Source organism: Nonomuraea sp. SBT364, from assembly GCF_001083785.1.
Lineage (GTDB): Bacteria > Actinomycetota > Actinomycetes > Streptosporangiales > Streptosporangiaceae > Nonomuraea.
Genome location: NZ_LAVL01000025.1, coordinates 74,472 through 81,217, shown reverse-complemented (window position 1 = coordinate 81,217; position 6,746 = coordinate 74,472). Strand labels below are relative to the sequence as shown.

General features: G+C 71.4%; 5 protein-coding genes. 2 read left to right on the top strand and 3 right to left on the bottom strand.

All coding sequences use genetic code 11. From position 1 onward, the window contains the following. Positions 1-155: 155 nt before the first annotated feature. Together ADY59_RS15025 and nhaA are read right to left on the bottom strand one after the other, a co-directional pair. Positions 156-731: a hypothetical protein gene (locus ADY59_RS15025; protein WP_049562559.1), complete on the bottom strand. Its 576-nt coding sequence runs from the start codon at positions 729-731 to the stop codon at positions 156-158. 46 nt (positions 732-777) lie between these two features. Continuing rightward, complete coding sequence (nhaA, locus tag ADY59_RS15020) at positions 778-2,574, bottom strand: Na+/H+ antiporter NhaA (RefSeq protein ID WP_049562558.1); 1,797 nt, start codon at positions 2,572-2,574, stop codon at positions 778-780. A gap of 99 nt (positions 2,575-2,673) precedes the next feature. Between nhaA and ADY59_RS15015 the strand changes: the two genes are divergently transcribed. Together ADY59_RS15015 and ADY59_RS53370 are read left to right on the top strand one after the other, a co-directional pair. After that, on the top strand, positions 2,674-3,630 hold the full coding sequence (locus ADY59_RS15015; protein ID WP_049562556.1) for an ABC transporter substrate-binding protein: 957 nt from the start codon (positions 2,674-2,676) through the stop codon (positions 3,628-3,630). A 106-nt stretch (positions 3,631-3,736) separates the two neighbouring features. Continuing rightward, a complete protein-coding gene (locus ADY59_RS53370) occupies positions 3,737-5,278 on the top strand; it encodes a M28 family metallopeptidase (protein WP_049562555.1) in 1,542 nt (513 codons plus the stop codon). Positions 5,279-5,337: 59 nt separating this feature from the next. Here ADY59_RS53370 and ADY59_RS15005 read toward each other — a convergent pair whose 3' ends face one another. Next, positions 5,338-6,711 (bottom strand): Dyp-type peroxidase, encoded by a 1,374-nt coding sequence (locus ADY59_RS15005; RefSeq protein WP_049562553.1) that lies wholly within the window; start codon positions 6,709-6,711, stop codon positions 5,338-5,340. Positions 6,712-6,746 lie beyond the last annotated feature (35 nt).

Genomic DNA, 6,746 nt, shown 5'->3' with positions numbered 1-6,746 from the left:
GTGCGGGCCGGTGGGCTGCTGGGGCCAGCGGCGCCGGATCGTCACGTCGGGGTCGGGCTGGCCGGGCTGCTCTGGATTCATGATGTCCTCGACGCTCGGGCAGAGCCGGATTTTCCCAACATTGTCACATCTGCGGAGCCTGTGCGGTGCACGGCTCAGGCGGGCCCGTCGGCGGGAGGCTGCCACCCCGGCTGCGGACCGGCCGGGGGCTGCTGCGCGGGCGGCTGCTGCGGCCAGCCGGGCTGCGAACCCTGAGGTCCGTACTGACCTTGAGGACCGTAGTGACCTTGAGGACCGTACTGCCCCTGCTGCCCGTACTGCCCCTGCGGACCCTGCGGACCCTGCGGACCCTGCGGGGACTGCCAGGGCTGGGGCTGGGGCTGGGGCTGCGGGCCGGCCGGGGACGTGGGCCCGTTGCGCCGGGCGAGCACGGCGCCGATCAGCAGCCCGACACCCGCCACGGTGAGCACGAAGGAGAGCAGGTTGATGATCAGGAACGCCACGTCGATGCCGCCGGGGCCCACGGATCTGAGCAGGAGCTCCAGCGACAGCGACTGCCCTAGCCGCAGGACGGCGTCGAGGAACAGCGCGAGGCAGCCGAGCATTCCCAGGGTCGCCGCACGCCCGTGGGTGCGCCGGTTCATGCCCAGCAGCACGGTGCCCACCAGCAGCAGCACGCAGAGCAGCCCGGTGGTGCCGATCCCGATGAAGTTTCCGAAGAAGTTCGACATGCGGTTCAGGTCTCCAGCCCGTTGAGGGGACGTCCGCGTAGAGACGTTACGGGGTGACGCGCGCGAGATCCACCGCCTCGCTCAGGGACTCCAGGTCGAAGGCGCCCTGGTGGCGCAGGCCGTTGACGAAGACGGTCGGCGTCCCGCGGACGCCGCTGTCATGGCCCGACACCTCGTCCCGGGCGATGCGGGCGGTCTGGGCGGTGATGTCCGGCCACGGGTCCACGCCGAGCCCGGCGGCGTAGCGGGCCAGGTCCTCGTCGGTGAGGTGGCGCTGGTTGCGGAACAGGAGGTCGTGCATCTCCCAGAACCGGCCCCCGGCGGCCGCGCCCTCCGCGGCCAGCGCGGCGGCCATGGCGCGCGGGTGCACGGTGCGCAGCGGGTAGTGCCGGAAGACGACCCGCAGGTCCGGATGGCGGCGGCGCAGTTCCTGGAGCACCGGGTGGAGGCGGCCGCAGTAGGGGCATTCGAAGTCGCCGTACTCCACGAGGGTCACCGCCGCGTCCCGGGGGCCCCGCACGTGGTCGTCCGGCCCGACGGGCTCGCTGAGCAGGACCGGCGGTTCCTCCTCCGGCTCCGTCTCGGGCGGTGCGCACACGCCGCCCCGGTCCCAGGCCAGCTTGAAGATCACCCAGCCGAGCAGCGCCGACAGCATCGACCCCGCCAGGATGCCGATCTTCGCCTCGCTGTGCACGAGCGGGTCCTCGAAGGCCAGGTCCACGATGAACAGCGCGACCGTGAACCCGATGCCCGACACCGCCGCGCCGCCCAGGAGCTGACCCCACACCAGGTTGCCCGGCAGCACTCCCCAGTTGAGCCGGAGCGGCAGCCAGGTGCCGAGCGTGATCCCGGCGATCTTGCCCAGGAGCAGCCCGAGCGCGACGCCGAGCGCGATGGGCGAGGTCGCGGCGGCCCGCAGCGTCTCGCCGTCGAGCCGGACCCCGGCGTTGGCCAGGGCGAAGATCGGCACGATCACGTAGCTGCTCCACGGGTGCAGCCGCAGTTGCAGCCGCTCGTTGACCGACACCGCCCGGCGCACCAGCCGGGTGGCCCGCTCGGCCGCCCGCGGGCTGGGGGAGGAGGTGAACTCCTGCACGGCCTCGCCGGCCCGCAGCAGCTTGTGGTCGCTGGGCGCGTACACGAACACGAGCACGCCGAGCGCGATGCCGACCAGGGTCGGGTGCACGCCGCTCTCCAGCGTCGCCACCCACAGCGCGAAGCCGAGCACGATGTAGGCCGGCGCCCGCCAGATCCTCAGCCAGCGCAGGGTCACGATCGCGGCCAGCAGCAGGACGGCGGTGACCAGCGCCGGGACCACCAGCGCCGCCGTGTAGAAGATCGCGATGATCATGATGGCCAGGACGTCGTCCACGATGGCCAGCGTCAGCAGGAACGCCCGCAGCGGGTACGGGCACCGAGCCCCCACCACGGCGAGCAGCCCGAGCACGAACGCGGTGTCGGTGGCGATCGGCACGCCCCACCCGGCCGCGCCCGGCCCGCCCGCGTTGAAGGCCAGGTAGACGGCCGCGGGAACGATCATGCCGCCGAACGCCGCGATCGCGGGCACGGCGATCAGCCGCCGGTCGGTGAGCTGGCCCAGCCGCGCCTCGTAGGAGATCTCCAGCCCGATGACGAAGAAGAAGATCGTCATCAGCCCGTCGTTCACCCAGTGCCGCAGGTCGAGGGAGAACGTGGCGTCGCCGAACGACAGGCCCATCGGGGTGTGCCAGAACGCCTCGTAGCTGTCGCCCCAGGGCGAGTTCGCCCACAGCAGCGCCAGCACCGTGGCGGCGAGCAGCACGGTGGTGCCGCCCGCCTCGGTCCTCAGAAATGCCCGCAGCATGCCCCGACCCCCCAAGGTCATGATCTCCGGAGGCGCTTCCGAGTTAGGTAAGGCTAATCTAATATGCAAGCCAAAAGAGTAAAGACCCGGGGAGAGAGCATGTCCGCAGTCTCGCGGCGCGCCGTGATCGCCTTCGCCGCCCTGATCGGTGTCAGCGCCTGCGGCGGCACGACCCCGGCGGCGCCCGCCCCGACCGTCCCGTCGAGCCCGGCGGCCGGTGCGTGGACCTGGACCGACGACCGCGGCAGGCGGATCTCGCTGCCGGGCGTGCCGAAGCGCGTCGTGGCCCAGTCGGCGGCGGCGGCCGCGCTGTGGGACTTCGGCGTGCGCCCGGTCGCGGTGTTCGGCCCGCACCGGCTGAAGGACGGCTCACGTGATCCCGAGGTGGGCGAGGTGGACATCGCGACCGTCGAGTCGATCGGCAACGTGTGGGGCGAGTTCAACGTCGAGAAGTACGCCTCCCTGCGGCCCGACCTGCTGGTCGCGGGCATGTACCAGGAGAACACGCTCTGGTACGTGCCCGAGGAGTCGGCCGAGGCCGTCGGCCAGATCGCGCCCTCGGTGGGCGTGCAGCTCAGCGGCAAGCCGCTGGTGGAGATCATCGAGCGCTACGGCGAACTGGCCGCGGCACTCGGCGCCGACCCGGACGCACCCCCGGTGGCCGAGGCCAGGGCCCGATTCGAGGCCGCCGGCGCCGCGCTCAAGACCCTCGCCGCCGCCAGGCCGGACCTGAAGGTCATGGTCGTCACCGCGACCCCCGACGCCCTGTACGTGGCGTACATGCCGGACCATCCCGACATCACCTACTGGAGCGGGCTTGGGCTCGGCATCGTCTCCCCCGAGCGGCCCACCGAGAGCGAAGGCGGCTTCTGGGAGGTGCTGAGCTGGGAGAACGCCGACAAGTACGCGGCCGACGTGATCGGGCTGCCCGCGGTCAAGGCCGGCCAGGTCTACCCGTGGCACGCGGCCGAGCGTTACAGCCACCTCGGCTACGCCCAGGTGATGGAGGAGCTCAAGGGACACCTGGAGGGCGCCCGCGACGACGTCGTCGAGTGACCCCAACTTTGTGGGTCTTTTCAGGATGCGATGGGCTCGTTACGTTCCAACAGCGCGCATGAATCGGGGGAAGACATCGACATCCTTACTCTTGCGGAGGAGCCATATGCGCTTCCACCTCCCCAAGGGCGTGGCCCGAGCCGGCACCCTGGCAGTGGCCCTCGCCCTCCCGCTCGCGCTGGTCACCCCGGCCCAGGCGGACCCGAGCCCGTCCTCGCTCTCCAGGTCCGTCAAGGCGCAGCTCGTCACCCGGCACCTGGAGGCGTTCCAGCGGATCGCCGACGCCAACGGCGGCACCAGGGCCTCCGGCACCCCGGGCTACGACGCCTCCCGTGACTACGTGGCGAGTCAGCTGCGCCGCGCCGGCTACCAGGTGACGTTGCAGCCGTTCGACTTCCCGTTCTTCCAGGAGAACTCCACCGCGACCATGCAGCGGATCTCGCCCGGCCCGCGCACGTTCACGCCGACGCCGCCGGACGGCAGCTCGGTCGGCGAGTTCGCGACCATGACCTACTCGGGCTCCGGCGACGTCACCGCCACCCTGCAGAACGTCGACCTGCAGCTCCCGCCGCCGCCCGCGCCCGGCTCCACCTCCGGCTGCGAGGCCGCCGACTTCGCCGGCTTCACGCCGGGCAACATCGCGCTCGTCCAGCGCGGCTCCTGCGACTTCCGGGTCAAGGCGGAGAACGCGCAGGCCGCCGGCGCGGTCGCGGTGATCGTCTTCAACGAGGGCCAGCCCGGCCGCACCGACACCCTCCAGGGCACGCTGGGCGTGCCCGTGACGATCCCCGTCGTCGGTACGAGCTTCGCCGTCGGCCAGGAGCTGGCGGGCACCGCGGGCACCGTGATGCGCGTGGCGACCGACACCGAGAGCGAGATCCGCGTCACGCACAACGTGATCGCCGAGTCGCGCGGCGGCGACCCGGACAACGTCGTCATGCTCGGCGCCCACCTCGACAGCGTGGTGCCCGGCCCCGGCATCAACGACAACGGCACCGGCAGCGCGGGCATCCTGGAGACCGCCCTGCTCATGTCCCGGCTGCCGACGATCAACAAGATGCGGTTCGCCTGGTGGGGCGCCGAGGAGCTGAACCTGCTCGGCTCGGAGCACTACGTCGCCGGCCTGACGCCCGACCAACTGGCGAAGATCAAGCTGTACCTGAACTTCGACATGATCGGCTCGCCGAACTTCGCGTACAAGATCTACGACGGTGACGACTCCGACGCCACCGGCGCGCCGGCCGGCCCGCCCGGCTCCGGCGAGATCGAGCAGACCTTCGCGCGCTACTTCGACACGCTCCGCCTGGGCCACGTCGGCACCGACTTCGACGGGCGCTCGGACTACGGGCCGTTCATCGCGGCCGGGATCCCGTCGGGCGGCCTGTTCACCGGCGCCGAGGGCGTCAAGACGGCACAGGAGCAGACGCTGTTCGGCGGCACCGCGGGTGAGCCGTACGACCCGTGCTACCACCAGTCCTGCGACACGATCGCCAACGTCAGCACCAAGGCGCTGCTGGTGAACACCGGGGCGATCGTGCACTCGGCCGTCACGTACGCCTACGACAGGACCCTGCCGGGCGCCGGCGGCGCGCGGACGGTCTCGGCCAAGGCGGGCGCGGTGACGGCGCAGGTGCTGGCCACCCGCTGACCGGGTGAGGGGAGCGGCGCCGGGCCGCTCCCCTCACGATCAGCGACGATCAGAAACGGTCAGAGCCGGCGCAGGTAGGCCAGCGACGGCATGAAGAAGTATTCGCCGCCCTTCATCGTGACCGTCTGGGCCACCTGCTGGTGCGGGGGCGACTGCTCGGGCCTCCCCCACACCTTGGGGAAGGTGACCTTGACGTCCCGCGGCCCCTGGCCGATCACCGGGTCGTGGCCGGTGGCCGGCCGCTCGAAGTCCGGGTTGTCGGCCCAGCTCTGCTGGGTGAACTCGAACTGGTCGAGCAGGCTGCTGTTGAAGGCCATGAACAGCAGGCCCACCTCGCCGCTCGGGCGCGTGTGCGGCGGCGCGTCGTCCCACGGGTCGTCCGCGCGCTCCCCGTAGGTCTGGCCGCGCCGAGCCATGAGCACCTCCCGGCCGAACGAGCGCGGGTTCGTCTTCCTGATGTGCCCGCTGAACGGGCACTTGGCGCCGTCGGGGTCGGCGTCGAAGGTGAAGTCGTTGACCACCGGGCCGCCGCCCGCCTTGGGCTTGAGCGTGAGCGGGGTGCCGTCCCTGAACCGGCCGACGAGCATCGCCCCGGCCCGGTCGCGGTCGGCGCCCGTCAGGCCCAGGCTGTCGGCCAGTTCCTGCTCGATCTCCTTGAACGCGCGGACGTTCTGCTCCAGCTTGCGGAAGACGAAGTAGCTGCCGAAGTGCCGGTCCGGGTCGGGCGCGAGCGGGTCGGGGACCAGGACGCTGCCCAGCGGGAACGCCGGGTTCCAGTGCTTCCTGGGCTCCTTGTCCACCTCGTCCTTGACGAACAGCGGCTGGCTGCGGCCGTCGACGTAACCGAAGTGCTCGATGCCGTCGCCCGCCGGGTTGCGCCTGCCCTGCCCGCTCTCCTCGCCCAGCAGCCGGGCGCTCGCGGGCAGGTCGCGCAGGAACTGGGCACGCAGCGCCGCCACCGGCTCCGGCTCGGAGTCGCCGATGAGGATGACCGCGTGGATCTCCCGCTGGTAGCAGTTCTCCCACTCCTCGACCGGCGGGTCGTTCACCTCGGCGACGCGCCGCTTCATCCCGTCGCGGAACACCACGTCGCCGAACCTGCGCATGTCCTCGACCGAGTGGCCGAGGTCGCGATAGCCGGCCTTGCTCAGCCCGATGCCCACGTAGGGGGTGCCCCGCCGCCGGTCGCGCGCGTGGTCGCGCACCTCCTCCAGGTGCTGGCGGGCGGACTTCATCCTCGTGACGGCGATCTTCTTCAGGTAGCGCCGGCCCTCGGCGACGTCGTTGAAGCGGACGAACAGCACGGTGAGGTGCTCACGGACGTGCGCGCGCAGGATGTTCGGCTGGAGGTTGTCCAGCATCGCCCTGGTGTCCGCGTCGAGCGTGGCCGAATCCCAGGCCAAGGGCTGTTCGTTGATCAGGTCGACTGGCATTGCCGAGTCCTCTCCCCGTTGCGAATGGTGTTCGT

Bases quoted from the DNA above. Each gene is read 5' to 3' on its own strand.
- ADY59_RS53370 (WP_049562555.1), top strand. From the start codon at position 3,737: ATGCGCTTCCACCTCCCCAAGGGCGTGGCCCGAGCCGGCACCCTGGCA.
- nhaA (WP_049562558.1), bottom strand. From the start codon at position 2,574: ATGCTGCGGGCATTTCTGAGGACCGAGGCGGGCGGCACCACCGTGCTG.
- ADY59_RS15015 (WP_049562556.1), top strand. From the start codon at position 2,674: ATGTCCGCAGTCTCGCGGCGCGCCGTGATCGCCTTCGCCGCCCTGATC.
- ADY59_RS15025 (WP_049562559.1), bottom strand. From the start codon at position 731: ATGTCGAACTTCTTCGGAAACTTCATCGGGATCGGCACCACCGGGCTG.
- ADY59_RS15005 (WP_049562553.1), bottom strand. From the start codon at position 6,711: ATGCCAGTCGACCTGATCAACGAACAGCCCTTGGCCTGGGATTCGGCC.